Raw genomic sequence first — 19,811 nt, 5'->3', positions numbered from 1 at the left:
CTGTTCATAGCGCGTCGATCGGTATCTTCAGGTAGCGCCGGCCGTTGTCTTCCGGCTCGGGCAGGTGCCCGGCGCGCATGTTGACCTGCACCGACGGCAGGATCAGCACCGGCATCTCCAGCGTGGCGTCGCGCCTGGTCCGCATCGCCACGAATTCTTCCTCGCTGATGCCATCGCGCACATGGATATTCTTTTCCCGCTCCTCGGCGACGGTGCTGACGAACTGCACCTCGCGGCCGTTGGGCTGGTAGTCGTGGCACATGTAGAGCCGGGTGGCCGGCGGCAGGGAGAGCACCTTGTTGATCGAGCGGTACAGGGTGCGCGCATCGCCGCCGGGAAAGTCGCAGCGGGCGGTGCCGTAGTCCGGCATGAACAGGGTGTCGCCGACGAAGGCGGCGTCCTCGACGCCGTCGCCGACGACATAGGTCATGCAGGCCGGCGTATGGCCGGGCGTGTGCATCGCCCTCGCCCGCAAGCCGCCTATGCGGAACTCCTCGCCGTCCTCGAACAGGTGATCGAACTGGCTGCCGTCGTGGGCGAAGCCGGGGCCGGCGTTGAACAGCTTGCCGAACACGTCCTGGACGGTGGTGATCCGGCTGCCGATGCCGACGCGGCCGCCCAGCCTTTCCTTCAGGTAGGGCGCAGCCGACAGATGATCGGCATGCACATGGGTTTCCAGTATCCACTGCACCTTGGCGCCCAGTTCCCCGACCCGCGCAATCAGCCGGTCGGCGCTGGCGTGGCCGGTGCGCCCGGATTTCGGGTCGTAGTCCAGCACGCTGTCGACCAGCGCGCACTGCCGGGTCTCGCGGTCGAGCACGAGGTAGCTGACGGTCCAGGTGTGCGGGTCGAAGAAGCCTTCCACTTGCAGGATGCTGTTGCCATTCATGATGTGTCCTCCAGCGTTACGCTGACATTGATGTCAACCGGTACCGCAAGCAGCGTGCCAGCCGCTGAAAATCGTTATTTTTAAATCCAAGTGATTGAATATGAAGGATTAAAGTGTTATGTCCGCCAACCGGCATCGGCGTTGCGATACTGACAGTGACATTGAAATGGCAGAGAATGGCAGCAATTGGCAGACAAGCCTGGCAGCGCTTCCCGCCCTGCCAGCCTGCCCTTCCCACTTTCCCGAATGGATGCCGACCATGACTTCCAGCGTTCCCGTTACCCAGGTGCAGGCGCTCGTTTCCTACCTCGACCAGGAAGCCCAGCCGGCCATCGTGCTCGACACCGACTACAACATCCTGGCGTCGAACACGGCCTACCGGCGCCAGTTCGGCCTGGCGGGGCAGTCCGTGGTCGGAGAAAAGTGTTTCCGGGTGTCCCACCACTACGACCGGCCGTGCGACCTGGCCGGCGAGCATTGCCCGATGAAGAAGGCGCTGGAAAAGCGCGGCCCGGACCGGGTGCTGCACATCCATCACACGCCGCGCGGCCCGGAGCATGTGAACGTGGAACTGCGTCCCATCCTGGATGAGTCGGGCAATGTGATCGGCTATGTCGAGCACCTGGTGACGGTGCGCCAGGCCTCGGCCCGCGCCAGCAGCGAAGGCCTGGTCGGACGTTCGCCACGCTTCATGCAGGCGCTGGAAGCGCTGCAGCGGGTGGCGCCATCGCGCCTGCCGGTGCTGCTGCTGGGGGAATCCGGCAGCGGCAAGGAGTTGTTTGCGCGCGCGGTGCACGAGGCCAGCGAGCGTTCGCGCGGGCCGTTCGTGGTGGTCGATTGCTCCGGGCTGAGCGAGACGCTGTTCGAAAGCGAACTGTTCGGCTACGAGAAAGGCGCCTTCACCGGCGCGGCAAGCCGCAAGCACGGGCTGGTCGAGACCGCCCGCGGCGGCACGCTGTTCCTGGACGAGATCGGCGACGTGCCGCTGGGCATGCAGGTCAAGCTGCTGCGCCTGATCGAAACCGGCACTTTCCGCCGCGTCGGCGGCGTGGAAACCCTGCATGCCGACTTCCGCCTGGTGGCCGCCACTCACAAGCCGCTGCGGGAGATGGTGGCCGACGGCCGTTTCCGCCAGGACCTGTATTACCGCATCAGCACCTTTCCGATCGAGCTGCCCGCCCTGCGCGACCGCGCCGGCGACATTGCGCTGCTGGTCGATTCCTTCCTGCAGCGCATGGCGCAGTCGTCGCGGCCGCTGCGCATCACGCCGCAGGCCCTGGCAAGGCTGGCCGGCCATGACTGGCCGGGCAATATCCGCGAACTGCGCAATGTGCTGGAGCGGGCCAGCCTGTTTGCCGATGACGGCGTCATCGACCTGCCGCAGCTGCCGGCGCTGATTGCGGGCGGGCCGCCGGCTGCGCCGCAGGCGGGCCTGCCGGCGCCGTCGGGCAGGCGCATGCCGGATGCCGAACTGGCCAGGCTGGCGCGCGGCTTCCCGGGAACGCGGCGCGCGCTTGCCCGGCAGCTCGGTTTGAGCGAGCGCACGCTTTACCGGCGCCTGAAAAGCCTGGGCATCGCCATGCCTGATCGGGAAGCAGCGCCATGACCGGGCAACGCCCCCGTCAGGCGCCGGCCCGATCCCGGCTTCCGGCAATGCAAGTGCACTGGGCACGCGCCGGATCAAGCATCGAAGGCCGCGCAGCAGGCATGATGCCGTCATGAAGACCAGCCACCTGCCCACCGATGCTGCTCAGGGTTGACACCGTCACCGGCCCGCTGGGCCTGCTGGAGCCGGCTGCCTTCTGGCTTGGCGCCGACAGGATCACCGTGCTCGACGTCGTCGACCGCTGGCCGGCGTCCGACTATATCTACTTCAAGGTATCCACCAGCGACCAGGCCAGCTACATCCTGCGCCATGACAGCCGGCAGGACTGCTGGGAACTGACGCTCTACAAGTCGCCTGGCCAGGCCGTCTGACGCGTATCCGGCGCAGGCATGCCGAGCAGTTGCGACAAGGGCGCCTGCCGTTCCAGTTCATCGAACCACACGCCATAGCCGGCATCGCTCGGATGCAGACGGTCGGCCGCGATCAGCCTCTGCGGGTCCCGGGCGAACGGATCGGCGGCCTGCTCGCGGTACAGGTCGACATAGGCCGCGCCCACCGCGCCGGCGCTGGCCCGCGCCAGCCGGTGCAGCAGGCGCGCCCGGTGCGAGAGCAGCCACGACAGCGGCCGCGGAAAGAATGGCGCATTGCCCACGTTCGGCGCAGGCACCAGGATCACGCGCTGCGCCTGGGAGGCTGCGCGATGCAGCGTCAGGTCGATGTCCTGCGCCAGGCGCCGCCGCGGCGTAAAGCGCATCACGTCATTGGCGCCGCCGGCCACCAGGATCAGGTCATGCCGCCCGGCATCGTGCAACTGTCCGGCAATGTCGGCGAAACGCGCGCCGGCGCGGGCCAGGTTGCGCACGCGCAGCCGCGGATACTGCGCGGCGATGCGGCCCGCCAGGCTGGCCTGCGGCGTGCTGGCGCCGGTGCCCAGCGCGGTGCTGTCGCCGACGATCAGCAGGCTGGCCTCGGCCGCTTCCGGGCTGGCATGGAACGGCCTGCTCAGCCGCGTCAGGCGCGCCGCACGGCGCAGGTTCTGCACCGTGCTGCCGCCCAGCGACGCCGCGGCGGCCAGCATGGCCAGGTAAAGCGTGCCGCGCATGGCGAGCCGGCCGGAAGAGCTTGCGTTCATGGAGGAATTCCCTGTGGCGGACATCGCCACGAAACGGCTGCTCCCGGCAACGGACGAATGATCCGGAGAGCGCCTGCGGCGGTATTGCCGCTCCCTGTCGAGCCCGCAGGAAGCGCCCCGGTTCAGCCATTTCGCCCTCGCCGTCGTTTGGCGCAACAACCGCGAACCCGTCTGTCAGCCGATTCCGACGGCCGAACCGCTGCTTGTCCGATAGGCAGCAGATGCGCGCCGGCCTACAGTCGGGACAGTGATTCCCATTCCATCAACAGGAGACTGCCATGAACCGCGACACCGAGAACCGCACCCCGCCGCTGCCGGGCGAAGAAGACCGCGCCGCCCAGCCCACCATCGTGCATGAAACCGTGCCCGGGGAAGATCCAGTCGTGCAGGGCGGCGACGTGGAAGCCAAGGAAAAGGGCGGAAAGAGCACGGCGGACGAAGATATCTGAGGCGGTAGGCAAGCGGCAATCAACGCCCGCCGCTTGCCGCCCCAGGCCGGAAGAGCGCTGTCTTCCGGTCTGCCCGCCTGGTTCAGCCGAACAGCTTGTTGGCGGTCTTGGCGATCAGTTCGCCCTGAAAGCGCGCGCCCGCCAGTTCGATCTGGCTGGGCTGGCGCTCGCCCTTGCCGCCGGCGATGGTGGTGGCGCCGTAGGGACTGCCGCCGACGATCTCGTCCATCGTCATCTGGCCCTGGAAGCTGTACGGCAGGCCGACCACGGTCATGCCGAAGTGCAGCAGATTGGTGATGATGGAAAACAGCGTGGTTTCCTGGCCGCCGTGCTGGGTGGCGGTGGAGGTAAAGGCGCCGCCGACCTTGCCGTTGAGCGCGCCGCGCGCCCACAGGCCGCCGGTCTGGTCGAGGAAGCTGGCCATCTGGGACGGGATGCGGCCATAGCGGGTTGGCGCGCCGATGATGATGGCGTCATAACTCTCCAGTTCATCCACCCTGGCTTCCGGCGCCGGTTGGTCGAGCTTGAAATGCGCGTTCTTCGCCACTTCCGCCGGCGCGGTTTCGGGCACCCGCTTGACGTCGACCGTCGCGCCGGTGGCGCGCGCGCCTTCGGCGACTGCGTTCGCCATGGTTTCGATATGGCCGTAGCTGGAATAGTAAAGAACGAGAACCCTGGACATGCTTGCCTCCGCTGATCAATGAACGTTGAATCCGGCGGACCATGCCGCCGGGCTGTTCTGTAGAGAAAGACCTGTCGCCAGAGTTCAACCGATCGGCAGCCAGACAGACTGCCGTCATGGCCGTACGGTTTGGACAAACCCGGCGCGGCGCCGCGAATCACCTGCCCTTGAAATGCGGCGCGCGCCGGGAAAAGAACGCATCCATCGCTTCGGCGAAATCCTCGGTGGCGGCGCTGGCGCGGAAGCTGTCGCGCTCCAGGTCGAGCTGGGTGCCTAAGTCATTGTCGAGCGACTGCCGCAGCAGGCGCTTCATGCGGCCGATGGCAAGCGTCGGGCCGTCGGCCAGGCGACGCGCCAGCGCGTCGGTTTCCTCCTGCAGCGTGGCAGCCGGCACCACCCGGTTGATCAGGCCCAGCCGCAATGCCTCGGCGGCGTCGAAGCTATCGCCGAGCAGCGCAATGGCCATCGCGTTGCGCAGTCCAACCAGGCGCGGCAGGTTCCAGGAACCGGACACGTCGCAGTTGGCGGCGACGTTCACATAGGCCAGGTTGAAGCGGGCGGTATCGGCGGCGATCGCCAGGTCGCAGGCCATGGCCAGGCTCAGGCTGCCGCCCGCCACGCTGCCATGCAGGCTGGCGATCACCGGCGCATTCATCGCCGCCAGCAGCCTGACCCCCTTGTGCATAGGCTCGATCAGCGCCATCGCGGTGCCGACCGGGTCCTGCCGCAACGCCGCCAGGTCGCCGCCGACGCCAAAGGTGCGGCCCTCGCCGCGCAGCACGACGGCACGCACGCCGGCGTCGGCCGCCAGTTCGGCGCAGGCGTCATGAAAGCCATTGGCGGTCGGAATGTCGAGCGCATTGAGCCCTTCCGGGCGGTTCAGGATCAGCCAGGCGACGCCGCCCTCACGGCGCAGCACGACCGGTGCATTGGATACACTCATGACGTTTCTCCTCTTCTTTTTGTGAAGTTCAATGGAACGGCGCCGCCTGCATCAGGCAGTGGTTGCCGTCCATGTTGCCCGTAATCGCTTTATTCGTCCATTGTGCGGTTGGGGTGGTTGAACATCGCACTTTTACGAGGATGGTTCCGCTGGCAGTACGCTCCTTGACGAATAAAACTAAATTATTCTTTTTGACGAATAATCCCGATTTATTCGTTTAAACATATAAAATACGAACAGACAATCAGGTCCATGACGTCGCCTGTTCCATGCAGTCACCACCTGCCCGAGGAGCCCGAATGACAACGCCCATCCGTACGACCGGTCAGCTTGGCCCGGTGCTGCGCAGCCTGCGCAAGGCCCGGGGCTGGTCGCAGGCGGAGCTTGGCCGCCGGGTCGGCCTGTCGCAGGAACGGATCTCCGCCATCGAGAGCCGGCCGGAAAAGGTCAATCTCGACACCCTGCTGACGCTCGCCATGGCGCTGGACGCCGAACTGAGCATCGGCGCGCGCGTGCAAGCGGCGACGGCGCCCGCATCCGGGGAGCAGTGGTAGATGGCCGGCCGGCCTTCCCGCACGCGCGCGCTCGACGTCTGGATGAACGGCGAGCGGGTCGGCCGCTGGACGCTGGCCGGCGCCAGCCACCGCTTTGCCTATCACGCCGCATGGCTGTCCAGCCCCAACGCGCGGCCCCTGTCGCTGTCCCTGCCGCTGGCGCAGGGCAGCGATGCCTTCGGCGGCGAGGCGGTCGAGCATTACTTCGACAACCTGCTGCCGGACAGCCTGGCGATCCGGAAGCGGCTGGCGGGCCGCTTCGGCGCCGCGTCCACACGCGCCTTCGACCTGATCGAAAAGATCGGGCGCGACTGCGTCGGCGCGGTGATGCTGCTGCCGGCCGACGCCGCCGCGCCGGAGGTGCGCAGGATCGACGCGCAACCCCTGTCGGAAAGCCAGGTGGAACGCCTGCTCGATGCCGCCATCGGCGGCGCCGGGCTGGCGGCGGACGACGGCGAGGAACTGCGCATCTCGATTGCCGGCGCGCAGGAAAAAACCGCGCTGCTCTGGCAGGGAGCATGGTGCCGGCCGCTGGCGGCCACGCCCACCAGCCACATCCTGAAGCTGCCGCTGGGCGAAGTCGGCGGCGCCCGCGCCGACTTCTCGACCTCGGTGGAAAACGAATGGCTCTGTTCGCTGCTGGCCAGGGCCTTCGGCCTGGAAGCCGCCAACAGCCACATCGAACGGTTCGGCCGGCACAAGGTGCTGGTGGTGGAACGCTTCGACCGCCGCCGGATGGATGGCTGGATCGCCAGGCTGCCGCAGGAAGACTTTTGCCAGGCGCTGGGCTGCCCGGTGGAGCTGAAGTACGAAAACCGGGGCGGGCCGGGGATGGCGGCCATCCTCGACCGGCTGCGCGGCAGCAGCGCCGCAACCCGGGACCGCGAGACCTTTCTCGCCGCGCAGCTGCTGTTCTGGCTGCTCGCCGCCCCGGACGGGCATGCCAAGAATTTCAGCATCTTCCTGGAGCGCGGCGGCGCTTACCGGCTCACGCCGCTGTACGACGTGCTGTCCGCCTGGCCCGTGATCGGCGACGGCCCGAACCGGCTGCCCTGGAAAAAGGTGGCGATGGCGATGGCGCTACGCGCCGGCAATGGCCATTACCGGATGGCCGACATCCAGCGCAGGCACTGGAACGAGACGGCCAGGCGCAATGCGATGGGCGCGGATTTCGAAGCGGTGATCGAGCGTTTCATCCGCCGCGCGCCGGCCGCCCTGGACGAGGTGGCCGCCCGCCTGCCGGCGGACTTTCCGGCTTCGGTGTCGGAACCGGTTTTCAGCGGCATCCGGAGTCAGCTGGCGGCGCTGCAGCGGCAGGGCTGAGATTCGGCGCTTGCGGGGCCGGGCGGCGGCTCAATCCGAAACGGAACGGCCGGTCTTCTTTTCCAGGTACATTGCCTGGTCCGCATGCCTGAGGATATGGCCGGCTTCCAGGCCATGGTCGGGATAGAAGGCGAGCCCGATGCTGGCGCGCGCCTGCAGCAGCTGGCCGTTGACAGTGGCCGGCCGCTGCAAGGCCCTGCGCACCGTGTCGGCCACCACCATTGCCTGCTGTTCCTGTTCCACCTCTTCCAGAAGGATCACGAATTCATCGCCGCCCAGCCTGGCCACCGTGTCGACTTCGCGCACCGAACGCTTCAGCTGCTGCGCCACGTGCTGCAGCAGCAGGTCGCCGACGGCATGTCCCAGGGTGTCATTGACCTGCTTGAAGCCGTCGAGATCGATGAACAGCACCGCAGTGCGGCATTGCTTGCGACGGCAGCGCGCCAGCACCGTCTCCATGCGGTCCTCGAACAGGCGGCGATTCGCCAGCCCGGTCAACTGGTCGTAGCGCGCCAGCCGCAGCAGTTCATCGCTGAGATTCCTGCGCCTGATCGCCATGGCGGCCTGCGCCGCGACGAAATGCAGCAGCTCGTTGTCCTTCTCGGTGTGTACGATGCCGGCCGGCTGCTTGACCAGCAGCACGCCGATGGTTTCCTTCTGGGCCACCAGCGGCATCGCAAGCCATGACGGCGCGCCCGGCTGGTCGTCGGGCAGCGCCGTGGCCTGGCCGGTGTGGATCACGGCGGCGCAATGCCGCAGCGCCTCCGCGTCCCAGTCGGCTCCCGGATAGGCATGCGGGCCGGCGCGGCAGGCAAAAGCCGGCTCGCCGGTTACCGTATCGCAGGTAACGACGGCAAAGCCGATCAGCGGCACCAGCGTGGCGATGATGCGGTGGATTTCCTGAAAGAGCTGGCGCAGGTCGGTGGCATCGTGCGTTGCCTCCGAGATGGCATAGGTTGCCGCCTGCATCTGCTCCGCATGCTTGCGTTCGCTGATGTCGCGGGCGACGCCGATGCGCAGTTGTGCGGTATCAGACCAGCGGGCTGACCACATGATCGCCACCAGGTGGCCGTCCTTGTGCACGTAACGGTTCTCGAAGCCGATCCGGGGGCGTCCGGACACGACCTTGGCGGCCTCTTCAATGGTGCGCGCACGGTCTTGCGGCGCGACATGGTCGATCAGCCGCTGTCCCGTCAGTTCTTGCGGCGTGTAGCCAAAAATGCGTTCGCAGGCTGCGCTGACATAAACGACACGACCGTCCAGGCCTACGAGAAAGACAGCATCCAGCAGCAGATCCACGAACGGCGGCAGCAGGTCTCTGTTGATATCCATCGCGGCATGATACTCGTTTACCGGGAACAACAAATGGGAACACCGTGCCGGCTCCCACGCTTGATCGGGTCCCTGGAACCGGACGGCCTTGCCGACTGCGGCAACGCCCTGCGATGCAGGTAGATGCAGCCCAAAGGCGTTGAAGCCAGGACGTAATCCCCGGTCCAGGGATGCAAGCCTGCCGCACGCCTTACCCCTGTCATTGCCGCACTCCGGCGTGAGGAGTGCCGGCGGCGGTCGTTCGCCAGGGAAAGCAGTGCCGCGGCCATTGTCGGGAAGTCGGTCCCGGCGGCTTGCACGCTTGAGCAGGGCGCTCCAGGTTAACCAATTGTTTCAATCGCAGGCCGGGAAAATTTACGAACGACTGTGCAGATTACTATTGATAAAGGCCTAACCCGCACATTATTTCGATTGCCGCGCACTAAATTTCGCAATACTATCTTGCAACGAATTCCGTTATAAAACAACGACTTATATTTCCCATAGGAAAATATTTGCGGCGGATTCGCAGGCACGGTGAAGGCCCGCCATCAGGCCCTAGCCTGGAATACCAAAAATCAGGAGACATGCATGTTGAAAAATACTGGCCGCCGCATGGCGTCCGCCGTGATCTTGCTTGCCCTTCCACTGACTGTGCTGGCCGATGGCGTCGCCATCCGCTATGACCTGTCGGACCCGGCAGGCAGTCCCTTCCCGAGCGACCGCTTCACCGTCGCCGACGCCAGCCAGAACACTGGCCGCCGCGTGGAACTGCCGCTGCCGAACTGCGCTACCCGTCCCAGCGACTGCGCCGACATCAAGGTGCTCAACACGCTGGACGGCTTTTCCACCCAGCCCCGCATCACCCTGCCCTTCAACGGCGACATCGACCCGCGCACCGTCAACAGCAACACGATCTTCCTGATGAATCTCGGCGATACCGTCAACGGCATGGGCGCCGGCCAGAAGGTCGGCATCAACCAGGTGGTATGGGACCCGGCCAGCAAGACCCTGGCCTTCGAATCCGACGAACTGCTCAACCAGCATTCCCGCTATGTGCTGATCGTCACCGACGGCGTGCGCGACGCCAGCGGCAAGAAGCTCAAGTCGATCGACATGGACAACGACGACAGCGACCAGCGTCGCGAGACCAGCGAATACCGGCGCGAATTGCGCGACGCGCTGCGCTCCCGCATCCCGGCCAACCTGAAGGTTGCCGCCGCCACGCTGTTTTCCACCCAGAGCATCAGCGCCGACCTGTACAAGATCATGCAGTCGGTCAGGAGCGCCAAGCCAGGCGCCAATTTCATGATCGGCAACGGCGGCGCCGCCCGCGCGGTGTTCCCGGTGGCCGGCACCAGCATTGCGTTCAAGCGCCAGACCAGTGTTGCCGGGTTCACCACCTCCCAGCTGCCCATGGCGGCACTGCAGGCCGTGCCGGGCGCGGTTGAAAAGATCGCCTATGGCACGTTCGACTCGCCCAGCTACCTGAACGACGCCAAATACATTCCGGCGACGCCGACCCGCACCGGCCATCCCGTGCCGCTACGCAACGAGAAACTGGTGTTCCAGCTGTTCCTCCCATCCGGCCCCAAACCGGCCGGCGGCTACCCGGTCGCCATCTTCGGCCACGGCTTTACCGACAGCATGTACGGCGCGCCCTGGACGGTGGCGTCGACCTTTGCCTCCAGGGGCATCGCCACCCTGGCGATCCAGGTGGTGGGCCATGGCGGCGGCGACCAGGGCATGCTGACGGTCACGAGCGGCGGCGGCACGGTCACCCTGCCGGCCGGCGGCCGCGGCTATGACCAGAACGGCGACGGCGCGATCGACTCGACCGAAGGCGTCAATGCAGCCGCGCCCTACACCGTGCTGGGCAGCCGCGACGGCCTGCGCCAGACCGTGGTCGACCTGATGCAGCTGGTGAGCGTGGTCAAAGCCGGCATGGACGTGGACGGCGACGGGCGCGCCGATCTCGACGGCGAACGCATCTATTACAGCGGCCAGTCCTTCGGCGGCATCTACGGCACCATCCTGCTGGGCGTGGAGCCGCGCATCAAGGCCGGCGTGCCCAACGTGCCGGGCGGCTCGATCACCGAGGTGGCCAGGCTGGGCGCCTTCCGTCCGCTGACGGGCCTTGCGCTGGCCACCCGGCTGCCGTCGCTGATCAACCTGCCGCCGGCGGGAGGGATCAACTTCAATGAAAACATCCCGCTGCGCAACCAGGCCACCGTGATCAACAATGTGCCGGGTGCGATGGCGATTCAGCAGCTGCTGGACCGCAACGAGTGGGCGCAGCAGGCGGGCAACCCGGTGTCCTATGCGCCGTTCATCCGCTCCAATCCGCTTCACGGCAACAGCGCCAAGCCGGTGCTGATCCAGTTTGCGCGCGGCGACCAGACGGTGCCGAATCCGACCACCACCGCGATCCTGCGCGCGGGCAAGCTGGCTGATGTCGCCGTGCAGTACCGCAACGACCTGGCTTATGCGGCCAACCCGGGGATACCGAAGAATCCGCACACCTTCCTGACCAACATCTTCACTCCCGCGGCGGCGCCCTTCGCCATCGGGGCGCAGCAGCAGATTGCCGAGTTCTTCATCAGCAATGGCGCGAACGTGATCGATCCGGACGGCAACGGCCCGATCTTTGAAGTGCCCAGCAAGGACCTGCCGGAAACGCTGAACTTCATCCCCTGACCGGGAACGCGTCGGCGGCGCGGATCACGCGCTGCCGACGCGGTGTCGGCAAAAACGCCTGGCCACCATCGCGGCGGCCAGGCGTTGTCACATCCAGGATCGGGGCTCAGAACACCCCAAGCAATAACAGCAGCAGCAGGGTCAGCACCACGGATACGGCAATCGAACCCAGGCAACCCAGCCGGCTGGAAAAGAATACGAACATCGCGTCCTCCCGCATCAGCGCCAGCGGCTTGGATCACGAAACCGGCCCGGCGTTGCATGCAGGCTGCGACGCCGGGCCGGCTGCCTGCTCAACGCCGCAGGTCGGGCAGGCCGCGCAGCTGACGCACCGCATGCATGGTGGCATGGCAGGCCCTGGCCGCCTCCTCGCCCTTGACCACGAAGTGCGCGGCGAAGAAATCGCGGTGCTCTGCGCCGGCATGAAAATGATGCGGCGTCAGCACTGCCGAAATCACCGGCGTGCCGGTGGCAAGCTGCACCTCCATCAGGCCCGAGATCACCGCCTGGGCGACGAACTCATGCCGGTAGATGCCGCCGTCGACCACCAGCCCGGCGCCGACGACGGCGCCATAGCGGCCGCTCTGCGCCAGCAGCTTGGCATGCAGCGGGATTTCAAAGGCGCCGGCGACCTCGAAGAAATCGATGTCGCTTTCGGCATGGCCGAGGCGGCCGATCTCGGCAATGAAGGACTGCCGGCACTGGTTCACGATCTCGCTGTGCCAGCCGGCCTGGATGAAGGCAACGCGGCTGCCCGGCAGGGAAGCGGCGGCATCGGTGGAATGGAAGGTTTGCATGGTTGTTACTCCTGTTTTCGATGGACAAAAAACAGGGCTTGCGATCGATGGGGAAGATGCACGCCATGCGCTTGCAGCATGGCCGCCGGCCCGGCGCGGCAAACCCGGCCGCGGCATGGCGCGACCCGGCAGCCCGCGCCGCAACAGCCGGCCGGGAAGGCACTATCCCGCTCTCTCTTTATCCGGACTGTGACCGTCGGTCCCGGGATCGCACCGGGTCTGCTGACCTTGCCGCGATGCCGGAAAACCGGCGCTGCGGCAAGCGCTCGCGGACTAGGTCCAGTGATGTGCCGATCCAAAAATCGGCACGGGACTACACCATTACCGCCGGTGAGGAATTTCACCTCGCCCTGAGAACGTATGCGGTCCGGCATGGCCGGGAACCGCGCCGGCAATGTAGCACAGCACCGGCATCGCTGCCCAATCGAACAATTTGTCGTTAACCGGCTTTCGCGGCAGAATCATGCTGTCGCGCCGCCCGCGCATCGCCCACGAGTTGCCATGTCCGCTCCCACCCGCCCGGTTTTCCTGCTGTTGAATCTGGGCCATGCGCTCGACCACCTGTTCATGCTGATCTTCGCCACCGCGGTCACGTCCATCGCGGCCGACTTCGGCTTCGCCCGCTGGGAAGACCTGATGCCCTACGGCGTGGGCGCCTTTTTCCTGTTCGGCCTCGGCTCCCTGCCCGCGGGGCGGCTAGGCGATGTCTGGGGCCGGCGGCCGATGATGACGGTGTTCTTCATCGGCCTGGGCGCTTCCGCCCTGCTGGTGGCCTGCACCCGCAATGCCTGGCAGCTGGCGGGCGCGCTGGCGCTGCTCGGGGCGTTTGCCTCGATCTATCACCCGGTCGGCATACCGATGGTGGTGCAGGGCAGCCGCCGCCCCGGCGCCGTGATCGGCATCAACGGCCTGGCCGGCAACCTCGGCGTGGCGCTGGCGGCGGTGCTGACCGGCCTGCTGATGCAGGCATACGGCTGGCGCGCGGCCTTCGTCGTGCCTGGCGTGCTGGCAATGGCCTGCGGCCTGCTGTTCTGGCGCGTGGCGCCGGCCGAGATGGCGCCGCCGGCCAGGCGCGCCGCCGGCGCCGCCGCGGCGCTGCCGCCCGCGCTGCTGGCGCGCGCCTTCGTGGTGATGACCGCCGCCGCCGTCTCCAGCAGCCTGCTGTTCAATTTCTCCACCAACGGCAACGCCCGCCTGCTGGCCGAACGGCTGCAGGGCACGATCGACGATCCGGCGCGGCTGGGCATGCTGCTGGCCGCGGTGTACGCGGCAGCGTCGCTGGCACAGCTGGTGGTCGGCCGGCTGATCGACCGCATGCGCATCAAGCGCCTCTACCTGTGCATTGCCTGCGCCCAGGCGCCGTTGCTGCTGCTGGCCGCGTTTTCCAGCGGCTGGACGCTGTATGCGCTGCTGCTGGGCGTCATGGTCTGCATCTTCGGCGCGATTCCCTTCACCGATGCGCTGATCGTGCGCTATGTCGACGACCGCATGCGCTCGCGCGCCACCGGCATGCGGCTGGCGGTATCGTTCGGCATCAGTTCCATCGCGGTCTGGCTGCTGGGCCCGGTGGTCAAGGCCGGCGGCTTTGCCACGCTGCTCATGATCATGGCCGGCATCTCGGTCTGCACCGCCGCCATCGTGGCATGGCTGCCGGAAGAGCAGCGCACCGCGAACTCGGCAATGGACCTGGCACAAACCGGCAAGCCGGGCCGGTGTTAAGCTTTGCCGCTTTTACAGCGCCCCATCACACGAGGAGACGACAATTGACTACCCCGACCGAAAATACCGCCCTGGAACTGCGCTCGCTGGTCAAGGCCAGCGGCGAGCTGGAACTGTCGCTGGCGCCGGTGCCGGTGCCAACGCCGGCCGAGAATGAAGTGCTGGTGCGTATCGAAGCGTCGCCGATCAATCCGTCGGACATCGGCTTGCTGTTCGGCGCTGCCGACATGTCCAGCGCGGTCTTCAGCCGCAATGCCAGCGGCCCTGTCGTCACCGCGCCGATCCCCGAGCGCAGCATGAAAAGCATGGCGGCCCGGCTCGACCAGTCCCTGCCGGTGGGCAACGAAGGCGCCGGCACGGTGGTCGCGGCAGGCGCCTCGCCGGCCGCGCAGGCGCTGATGGGCAAGACGGTGGCGGTGCTGGCCGGGGCCATGTATGCGCAATACCGCTGCGTGCCGGCGGACCAGTGCCTGCCGCTGCCGCCAGGCGCCACCGCGGCGCAGGGCGCATCCGCCTTCGTCAATCCGCTCACCGCGCTGGGCATGGTGGAAACCATGCGCAACGAAGGCCACAAGGCGCTGGTGCACACCGCAGCGGCATCCAACCTGGGGCAGATGCTCAACCGCATCTGCATCAAGGACGGCATCGGCCTGGTCAACATCGTGCGTTCGCAGCAGCAGGCCGACCTGCTCAGGGGCATGGGCGCGCGTTACGTGGTCGACTCCACCGCCGACAACTTCATGCAGGAACTGACCGACGCGCTGGTCGCCACCGGCGCCACCATTGCCTTCGACGCGATCGGCGGCGGCCGCCTGGCCGGCCAGATCCTGTCCGGCATGGAAGCGGCGGCCAACCGCACCGCCAAGGAATACAGCCGCTACGGCTCCACCACCTTCAAGCAGGTCTATATCTACGGCGGCCTCGACACCCGGCCAACCGAGATCGTGCGCGACTTCGGCATGACCTGGAGCATGGGCGGCTGGCTGCTGTTCCCCTTCCTGCAAAAGGCCGGCCCCGAGGTGGCGGCGCGCCTGAAGCAGCGGGTTGCCGCGGAACTGACCACGACCTTCGCCAGCCACTACACGAAGGAAGTGTCGCTGTCCGAAGCGCTGGGCGCCGATGCCGTGGCGGCCTATGGCCGCCGCAGCACCGGGGAGAAATACCTGATCAATCCGTCGCGCGGATAACGCGGCGCGGCCTGCAGGCCAGTACGCCGACGCGGCAATGCAGGCCGTCACCATCGTCTTCGGCGCCTTCGACCGGCACAATTTCGGCGACCTGCTGTTCGCCCAGGTCGCCGCTGCGCTGCTGCGGCCGCGCCGCCTGCTCTATGCCGGGCTGGCCGACGTCGACCTGCGCCCGGTCGGCGGCAAGCGGGTGCAGCGCCTGTCCGACGTGCTGGCGCGCGTTGGACGGCATGGCGGCGCGCTGATCCATGCCGGCGGCGAACTGCTGACCTGCAGCGCCTGGGAGGCTGCGGTGATGCTGCTGCCGCCGCCGCAGGCGGCGCCGCTGGCAAGCCGGCTGGATCACGACCTCCGGGGCCGCGCCGCCTGGGCCCATGACCGGCTGCGCTCTTCCGACCTGGCGCCGTATCTGGCCGCGCCTGCCGGGCTGCGCGTACTGCATGTCGCCATCGGCGGCGTCGGGCTAACGCAGTGCGACGCCGCGATGCAGCGCGAGGTGCTGGACAAACTGCGCCAGGCCAGTGCGGTGTCGGTGCGCGACCGCATCACCCACGCGCTGCTGGGCCGCGCCGGCATCGCCAGCCGGCTGATGCCCGACCCGGCGGCGCTGACGGCAAGGCTGCTGGACCGCCGCGTCCGACGCCACGCCCATGGCAGCGCACTGTCCGCGCTGCGGCGGCGTTTTCCGCGCGGCTATCTGGCCGTGCAGTTCAGCGCCGACTTCGGCGACGACGTCACGCTCGACGCCCTTGCCCGCACCCTCGACCAGGCGGCCCGGGAAACCGGCTGCGGCATCGTGTTCTTCCGCGCCGGCGCCGCATACTGGCATGACGACATCGACTGCTACCGGCGCCTCATCCGCCGCCTGCGCACGCCGGCCGCCATGCTGCACAGCCTGAACCTCTGGGATATCTGCGCGCTCATTGCCGGCGCCCGCTGCTACCTCGGCAGCAGCCTGCATGGCCGCATCGTGGCGATGGCCTATGCGCTGCCGCGCCTGAACCTGGGCCTGCCCGGCCAGGAAGGCGTGCCGTCCAAGCAGTCGGCCTATGCGGCCACCTGGGACATGCCGGCCATGCCGGGCGTGCTGCCCGTGCATGCGCTGCCGGAAGGACTGATGCGTGCGATGGGCACCGACACGCAGGCACGCCGGGAACTGGCCGACCGGCTGGCGGCGTGCTGTCTTGCCGGATACTTGCAGGCATTGGGCAGCACAAGGGGTGCAAACAGCCAACGTCCTTAGAGCGCTTTGGGCCTGACCAGGAGCCTGCGCTACCACCGGAAGGCCGACCAAAACGATCCACCCAGCCGGCGACACGCGATGTTGTTGGACGAACACATTTCATGCAAGAATGCACGCTTATTTCTTAAAAGCATTAAATGAATCGTTCTGATTCAATAAAATGCGAAAAAAATTCGAATGAGTTCACGCCAGGGCACTTTCCCAGTCATTTCAAATAATGCATTTTTGACCGCTTTTACTGCCGACCGTCCGGCCAGGCTTGCCAGTCCTGACCGCTGCAACGATGTCTCAGGGAAAAGAATCCATCCATGAACGCGCCATTCATCAGTCCCGATACCGAGCCGAGCACGACAGAGAAGCAGGAGGTCAATGCCAATCCTGAATATCTGCGTTGCGTCGAGCGCGTGGCGCAGAGCACTGACATGCGCGCGTCCCAGGATATTTATGCATCCAATGGCATGAAGCTGATCGCGAGCGGCAGTCGGATCGACCAGGCAACCTGGGAAAAGCTGACGCGGCATACCCTGTCCCTGCCGCTGGAAGCCGTGCTGACCGCGGCCGACCCGGTCGATGCAGCGACGCTGGTCAGGGACACCGACCAGATCATTGCCGCCGAACCGGGCATTGCGGCACTGGTCAACCGTACCGGCGACCCGCTCGCCTGGAAAGCGCTGACAGGCAACCTCGACCTGCCGCCGCCGCTGGGTTTTCGGTTCAAGGTCATGCGCGAACAGAAACGGGACATGTATCACCACGCATTGCGCCTGGCCGTGCTCGCCCACTGCATCGGCCTGCGCCTGAAGTGGTCCGGGCCGCAACTGGCGGAACTGGTTCTCGCCGCGCTATGCCATGACATCGGCGAAATGCATACCGACCCTGCCATTTTCGAAAGCGGTCACGCCATCGGCGGCGACAACCTGCGGTTCATCCACGTCCATCCCGTGACGGGCTATGTGATCCTGTCCCAGACAGCGCATGTTCCGCGCGCAGTGGCGCTGGCCGTGCTCCAGCATCACGAGCGCCTGGACGGCAGCGGCTACCCGCATGGCATCAGCGGCGAGAGGATACAGCCGGCCGCCCGGGTCCTGGCCGTGGCGGATCTGTACGACGCCGTGGCGCGCGGCGGCGACCTCAACCGCTTGAAGGTGATCCTGAGAGTGGAGCAGGGGCAGTTGGACCAGGCCGTCGTCAGTGCCCTGAAGGACCTGCTGCCAGCCTTCGCGCCGGATGACCGCGCCTCCGCGGACGGGCCATATACGCCGGCCATGCCGCTGATAAAGCGCCTGCACCGACTGGAGCAGCTGCTCGGCGAATGGGAGGCATTGAAGCCGGCTTTGCGCACGTCCGGCGCTCTGGCGTTCGTGCTGGAACAGGTGGAGCAGATCCAGATCGTCGCCTGGCGCGCCGGCATGGGGCCGGGCTTTCTCGCCATGTTCCGGCCCTACAAGGCAGACCAGCAGGTCGTGCATGAACTGCATGTGACGCTGGATGAGATAGACCGGCTGCTGATGGCGCTGGCCGCCAAGATCCGGCGCCGGGTCGACGCCGGCAATCCGCACTGGGCGTCGCTGATGGGCCTCTGCGGAAACCTTTCCGGCAGGACGGCCGCCCACGTCGCGCGGACCGCGGACGGCGAATGCGTCTGATCGACGCGATGAACGGCCCCGACATGGAAAAAAGGCTGCCACGCTCGGTCGTGGCAGCCTGCTCAGCCGCCGGCTGGCCTGCGTTGCATCAGGCCAGTTGGCGGCCTCCCTTGAGAACGGCTTGCGAACAGAAGGGGATCAGGCCTTTCTGCGTCGCGCCAGGCTGAGGCCAAGCACACCCAGGCCCAGCAGGGCCACCGTGGCCGGTTCGGGAACCTGGCCGCCGCCGCCGCCGTTGAAGACCACGTCCAGCGAGCCATTGATGACCTGGGTGCCGCTCAGGTTGAAGTTATTGAGCTGACCGGACTGGAACGACACGCTGTAGAACGGATTGGGCGCGGTGAAATAGCGGGTGCCCGCGGAAGTCAGCACCCAGGACGACGACGCGCCGAAGTTGCCGCAGTTGATGCCGCTGCCGCCGGTGCCGGAACAGGTCGGCAGGTTGGGGTCCAGCGTGCCCTGGCCCGAGGTCGGCACGCCGTTGGCGATCTGGATGTCTTCGCCCGCGTTGGCGGAGCCCCAGGCGGTGGAGCCATTGCCAGGCTGCGTGAAGGTGGTGTTGCTGCTCGGATCCAGGAATACCGACAGGCTGCCGCCAGGACTGAAGCTGAAGTTCGTGGTGCCATTGGCGCCGGCGCTGAAGGTGCCGTTACCCTGGTACAGCGCGTACATGCCGTACTGGTTGGCGGTGACTCCGCCCAGCTGGGACGCGACCGGCGTCGCGCCGTTATTGGCCACAAACTGGCCGGCCTGCCACAGCAACGAGACATTGAAGTTATTACCGCTAAAGGTAATCACCTCGACGTAATTGCCGGTCACCTTGTCAGCATTGACGGTGCCCGCATTCGCGCCGGGAACGGCAATCTCGCTTACGGTAAAGTCCGGAAATGTCTGGGCTCCCGCGCTTGAGGCAAGCAAGGCCAGCCCTCCCGCGATGCTGCATGCCAAAGCTTTTTTCTTCATGGTAAAGCGCATGGTGTTTTCTCCGATCAAAATCTTGAGTACAAGCCAGTTCGCAAAAAAGGAAAGGCTCCCGCTGATCTCTTTTACCCATTCCCCAAGAATTCCATTGCAAAGTGCGTGCCATGGATAAGCAAACCAGAAAAATCAACAGCTTAATAAATTTCCATCGCCTGCAATGAAATAGATTGTAAAAAAACCCGACATGCGGATTTTCCCACATTAAACCCCATTGTCATTTGTAAAACAATACTGTGTATCATGATTTCCAAAAATTCATAAGTATCTGTATCTTATAGGAAAACCAATTTACTGGGCGCGATGAAAGTTAAATTAATGCAAAGCATTGCCTCAATCAAAAACACCAATTTTTCTCTGCCATTCTTCATCAATTCAATTTTTACTTTCCTCCGATTCATTTTTATCCGCACAAAAATATCCTTCATCACCTATTTTGCCCCTGCGAATATTTTTTATTGAATAAAAATTAATGTTAACCAGATTCATTGACTTCGATAAAACATTGATGGCTAGATCCGGCAGGAAATTCCGATAAAGATAAGCAATCCCTATTAAAGCGAGGAAATAGATGAAGGAATTGCTTACCCGTATTGGCATTGATTGCGTAGAATTCACGGAATTACGAGGTAAACGCAAGTTCCATTTGACGCCA

At 65.6% G+C, this 19,811-nt stretch carries 17 protein-coding genes and 1 riboswitch; of the genes, 10 read left to right on the top strand and 7 right to left on the bottom strand.

The genetic code is table 11. The features are described from left to right. Positions 1 to 4 precede the first annotated feature (4 nt). Positions 5 to 889 carry an MBL fold metallo-hydrolase gene (locus tag ABC383_RS21410; protein ID WP_413017031.1) on the bottom strand — a complete coding sequence of 295 codons (885 nt, stop codon included), beginning with the start codon at positions 887 to 889 and terminating at the stop codon, positions 5 to 7. A 259-nt stretch (positions 890 to 1,148) separates the two neighbouring features. Between ABC383_RS21410 and ABC383_RS21405 the strand changes: the two genes are divergently transcribed. Then, on the top strand, positions 1,149 to 2,495 hold the full coding sequence (locus ABC383_RS21405; protein WP_413017029.1) for a sigma-54 interaction domain-containing protein: 1,347 nt from the start codon (positions 1,149 to 1,151) through the stop codon (positions 2,493 to 2,495). Between the two features lie 137 nt (positions 2,496 to 2,632). Next, positions 2,633 to 2,866, top strand: a complete 234-nt coding sequence (locus ABC383_RS21400) for a hypothetical protein (RefSeq protein ID WP_413017027.1) — start codon at positions 2,633 to 2,635, stop codon at positions 2,864 to 2,866. Here ABC383_RS21400 and ABC383_RS21395 read toward each other — a convergent pair. Then, entirely contained in the window at positions 2,839 to 3,627 is a 789-nt protein-coding gene (locus ABC383_RS21395) for a GDSL-type esterase/lipase family protein (RefSeq protein ID WP_413017025.1), read from the bottom strand. The two genes, ABC383_RS21400 and ABC383_RS21395, sit on opposite strands and share 28 nt — an antisense overlap. Positions 3,628 to 3,905: 278 nt before the next feature. Here ABC383_RS21395 and ABC383_RS21390 point away from each other — a divergent pair, with 278 nt between their 5' ends. Next, on the top strand, positions 3,906 to 4,076 hold the full coding sequence (locus ABC383_RS21390; protein WP_413017023.1) for a hypothetical protein: 171 nt from the start codon (positions 3,906 to 3,908) through the stop codon (positions 4,074 to 4,076). Between the two features lie 82 nt (positions 4,077 to 4,158). Here the strand turns inward: ABC383_RS21390 and wrbA are convergent, their stop codons facing one another. Both wrbA and ABC383_RS21380 read right to left on the bottom strand, forming a co-directional pair. Further along, on the bottom strand, positions 4,159 to 4,758 hold the full coding sequence (gene wrbA / locus ABC383_RS21385; protein WP_413017022.1) for an NAD(P)H:quinone oxidoreductase: 600 nt from the start codon (positions 4,756 to 4,758) through the stop codon (positions 4,159 to 4,161). 157 nt (positions 4,759 to 4,915) lie between these two features. Next, positions 4,916 to 5,701, bottom strand: a complete 786-nt coding sequence (locus ABC383_RS21380) for an enoyl-CoA hydratase/isomerase family protein (protein ID WP_413017020.1) — start codon at positions 5,699 to 5,701, stop codon at positions 4,916 to 4,918. Between the two features lie 299 nt (positions 5,702 to 6,000). On the opposite strand from ABC383_RS21380, the gene ABC383_RS21375 reads away from it, so the two are divergent. Both ABC383_RS21375 and ABC383_RS21370 read left to right on the top strand, forming a co-directional pair. Next, positions 6,001 to 6,255 (top strand): helix-turn-helix domain-containing protein, encoded by a 255-nt coding sequence (locus ABC383_RS21375; RefSeq protein WP_413017018.1) that lies wholly within the window; start codon positions 6,001 to 6,003, stop codon positions 6,253 to 6,255. Further along, on the top strand, positions 6,256 to 7,578 hold the full coding sequence (locus tag ABC383_RS21370; protein WP_413017016.1) for a type II toxin-antitoxin system HipA family toxin: 1,323 nt from the start codon (positions 6,256 to 6,258) through the stop codon (positions 7,576 to 7,578). A 30-nt stretch (positions 7,579 to 7,608) separates the two neighbouring features. On the opposite strand, the gene ABC383_RS21365 is transcribed toward ABC383_RS21370, so the two are convergent. Further along, positions 7,609 to 8,910, bottom strand: a complete 1,302-nt coding sequence (locus ABC383_RS21365; RefSeq protein ID WP_413017014.1) for a diguanylate cyclase domain-containing protein — start codon at positions 8,908 to 8,910, stop codon at positions 7,609 to 7,611. A 570-nt stretch (positions 8,911 to 9,480) separates the two neighbouring features. Here ABC383_RS21365 and ABC383_RS21360 point away from each other — a divergent pair. After that, the gene (locus ABC383_RS21360) at positions 9,481 to 11,586 is read left to right on the top strand and encodes an Ig-like domain-containing protein (protein WP_413017012.1); all 2,106 of its coding nucleotides are present in this window, start codon (positions 9,481 to 9,483) and stop codon (positions 11,584 to 11,586) included. A gap of 293 nt (positions 11,587 to 11,879) precedes the next feature. On the opposite strand, the gene ABC383_RS21355 is transcribed toward ABC383_RS21360, so the two are convergent. Beyond that, complete coding sequence (locus ABC383_RS21355) at positions 11,880 to 12,383, bottom strand: 6,7-dimethyl-8-ribityllumazine synthase (RefSeq protein ID WP_413017010.1); 504 nt, start codon at positions 12,381 to 12,383, stop codon at positions 11,880 to 11,882. A gap of 165 nt (positions 12,384 to 12,548) precedes the next feature. Beyond that, a riboswitch (FMN riboswitch) is annotated at positions 12,549 to 12,745 on the bottom strand. 139 nt (positions 12,746 to 12,884) lie between these two features. Here ABC383_RS21355 and ABC383_RS21350 point away from each other — a divergent pair. From ABC383_RS21350 to ABC383_RS21335, 4 genes are all read left to right on the top strand, one after another. After that, positions 12,885 to 14,102, top strand: a complete 1,218-nt coding sequence (locus tag ABC383_RS21350; RefSeq protein WP_413017008.1) for an MFS transporter — start codon at positions 12,885 to 12,887, stop codon at positions 14,100 to 14,102. A 44-nt stretch (positions 14,103 to 14,146) separates the two neighbouring features. After that, the gene (locus ABC383_RS21345; protein WP_413017006.1) at positions 14,147 to 15,289 is read left to right on the top strand and encodes a zinc-binding dehydrogenase; all 1,143 of its coding nucleotides are present in this window, start codon (positions 14,147 to 14,149) and stop codon (positions 15,287 to 15,289) included. Positions 15,290 to 15,326: 37 nt separating this feature from the next. Beyond that, positions 15,327 to 16,532, top strand: coding sequence for a polysaccharide pyruvyl transferase family protein (locus tag ABC383_RS21340; RefSeq protein ID WP_413017004.1), 1,206 nt, complete (start codon positions 15,327 to 15,329; stop codon positions 16,530 to 16,532). Positions 16,533 to 16,840: 308 nt separating this feature from the next. Further along, positions 16,841 to 18,178, top strand: a complete 1,338-nt coding sequence (locus tag ABC383_RS21335; RefSeq protein WP_413017002.1) for an HD-GYP domain-containing protein — start codon at positions 16,841 to 16,843, stop codon at positions 18,176 to 18,178. 138 nt (positions 18,179 to 18,316) lie between these two features. Here the strand turns inward: ABC383_RS21335 and pepA are convergent, their stop codons facing one another. Then, positions 18,317 to 19,153: a flocculation-associated PEP-CTERM protein PepA gene (gene pepA / locus ABC383_RS21330; RefSeq protein WP_413017000.1), complete on the bottom strand. Its 837-nt coding sequence runs from the start codon at positions 19,151 to 19,153 to the stop codon at positions 18,317 to 18,319. Positions 19,154 to 19,811: the final 658 nt, after the last annotated feature.

The organism is Noviherbaspirillum phoenicis, from assembly GCF_047237965.1.
In the GTDB taxonomy this organism is placed as follows: Bacteria; Pseudomonadota; Gammaproteobacteria; order Burkholderiales; family Burkholderiaceae_D; genus Noviherbaspirillum_A.
This window is presented reverse-complemented; position numbering and strand designations above follow the sequence as displayed.

Excerpts from the sequence above, each read along its gene's own strand:
- ABC383_RS21410 (WP_413017031.1), bottom strand. The coding sequence starts at position 889 with ATGAATGGCAACAGCATCCTGCAAGTGGAAGGCTTCTTCGACCCGCAC.
- ABC383_RS21405 (WP_413017029.1), top strand. The coding sequence starts at position 1,149 with ATGACTTCCAGCGTTCCCGTTACCCAGGTGCAGGCGCTCGTTTCCTAC.
- ABC383_RS21400 (WP_413017027.1), top strand. The coding sequence starts at position 2,633 with ATGCTGCTCAGGGTTGACACCGTCACCGGCCCGCTGGGCCTGCTGGAG.
- ABC383_RS21395 (WP_413017025.1), bottom strand. The coding sequence starts at position 3,627 with ATGAACGCAAGCTCTTCCGGCCGGCTCGCCATGCGCGGCACGCTTTAC.
- ABC383_RS21390 (WP_413017023.1), top strand. The coding sequence starts at position 3,906 with ATGAACCGCGACACCGAGAACCGCACCCCGCCGCTGCCGGGCGAAGAA.
- wrbA (WP_413017022.1), bottom strand. The coding sequence starts at position 4,758 with ATGTCCAGGGTTCTCGTTCTTTACTATTCCAGCTACGGCCATATCGAA.
- ABC383_RS21380 (WP_413017020.1), bottom strand. The coding sequence starts at position 5,701 with ATGAGTGTATCCAATGCACCGGTCGTGCTGCGCCGTGAGGGCGGCGTC.
- ABC383_RS21375 (WP_413017018.1), top strand. The coding sequence starts at position 6,001 with ATGACAACGCCCATCCGTACGACCGGTCAGCTTGGCCCGGTGCTGCGC.
- ABC383_RS21370 (WP_413017016.1), top strand. The coding sequence starts at position 6,256 with ATGGCCGGCCGGCCTTCCCGCACGCGCGCGCTCGACGTCTGGATGAAC.
- ABC383_RS21365 (WP_413017014.1), bottom strand. The coding sequence starts at position 8,910 with ATGGATATCAACAGAGACCTGCTGCCGCCGTTCGTGGATCTGCTGCTG.
- ABC383_RS21360 (WP_413017012.1), top strand. The coding sequence starts at position 9,481 with ATGTTGAAAAATACTGGCCGCCGCATGGCGTCCGCCGTGATCTTGCTT.
- ABC383_RS21355 (WP_413017010.1), bottom strand. The coding sequence starts at position 12,383 with ATGCAAACCTTCCATTCCACCGATGCCGCCGCTTCCCTGCCGGGCAGC.
- ABC383_RS21350 (WP_413017008.1), top strand. The coding sequence starts at position 12,885 with ATGTCCGCTCCCACCCGCCCGGTTTTCCTGCTGTTGAATCTGGGCCAT.
- ABC383_RS21340 (WP_413017004.1), top strand. The coding sequence starts at position 15,327 with ATGCAGGCCGTCACCATCGTCTTCGGCGCCTTCGACCGGCACAATTTC.
- ABC383_RS21335 (WP_413017002.1), top strand. The coding sequence starts at position 16,841 with ATGAACGCGCCATTCATCAGTCCCGATACCGAGCCGAGCACGACAGAG.
- pepA (WP_413017000.1), bottom strand. The coding sequence starts at position 19,153 with ATGCGCTTTACCATGAAGAAAAAAGCTTTGGCATGCAGCATCGCGGGA.